The organism is Moraxella sp. (assembly GCF_024227015.1).
GTDB lineage: Bacteria > Pseudomonadota > Gammaproteobacteria > Pseudomonadales > Moraxellaceae > Moraxella.
On sequence record NZ_JAAELD010000324.1, the window covers coordinates 1 to 1233 of the forward strand.

Annotated in this window: 1 protein-coding gene; it reads right to left on the reverse strand. The window is 49.4% G+C overall.

Going from position 1 to position 1233, the window contains the following annotated elements; translation table 11 throughout:
- The coding region (locus GY683_RS07370) for a SulP family inorganic anion transporter (RefSeq protein ID WP_297288120.1) at window positions 1-1223 on the reverse strand (1223 nt) is incomplete at its 3' end.
- Window positions 1224-1233 lie beyond the last annotated feature (10 nt).

Below are 1233 nucleotides of genomic sequence, written 5' to 3' on the forward strand. Positions count from 1 at the left end.
ACACCATAAGCCAGACTTTCATCACGACCTGTCGGCAGGCTTTGCACTGTCATTAATCTACCAATCTTATTGGCAAAGAACAATGCAGACAGCAGCACACCAGCGCCCACACCCAGCGCCAAATTATGCGTATATACAACGATCGCAACTGTTGCCAGCATCACCACATTAAATCCAAGCGGATGCGTCTTTAGCTCCTTAATCGACTGCCAATTAAACGTACCGATCGACACCATGATCATCACGGCGACGAGCGCAGGCATAGGGATGATGGAAATCAAATCACTCAAGAACACTACCATAATCAACAAAATCACGCCCGCCAAGAATGTCGATAGGCGCGTGCGACCGCCTGATTTAACATTAATCACCGACTGCCCAATCATCGCACAGCCCGCCATGCCACCAAACAGCCCACTGACAATATTCGCGATGCCCTGACCTTTGCTTTCGCGGTTCTTATCGCTGTCCGTCTCAGTCATCTCGTCAACGATGGTTGCCGTCATCAAAGACTCAAGCAAGCCCACCGCTGCCAGACTCACAGAATAAGGCAAGATAATCAAAAGCGTCTCAAAATTCAATGGAATGTCAGGCAGCAAGAACACAGGCAGTGTATCAGGCAGCGCACCCATGTCGCCAACTGTTCGCACGTCGATACTCAGCATCACCGTAACAACTGTTAAAGTCACGATCGTCACCAGAGGTGATGGGATGATTCTGCCAATCTTAGGCAGGTATGGGAACAGATAAATAATACCAAGTCCCGCCGCGACAAGCGCATAGGTATGCCAAGTGACGTTAATCAGCTCAGGCAGCTGCGCCATAAAAATCAAAATCGCCAAAGCATTAACAAAGCCTACCACCACAGCTCGGGCGACGAACTTCATCAAATATCCCACCTTGAAAAATCCCGCAACGAGCTGAATCACGCCTGTCAACAGTGTCGCCGCCAATAAATATTGCAAACCATGATCGCGCACAATACTCGCCATGACAAGGGCCATCGCACCCGTCGCTGCCGATATCATGGCAGGACGACCACCCACAAAACTAATCACCACCGCAATACAAAACGACGCATAAAGCCCCACCTTGGGATCAACGCCTGCAATGATCGAAAAGGCGATCGCTTCTGGAATGAGTGCAAGCGCCACCACCAAGCCAGATAGCACATCGCCTCGCACATTCGAAAACCATGCTTGCTTGATATTTTCAAAATTCATAATCAACCAA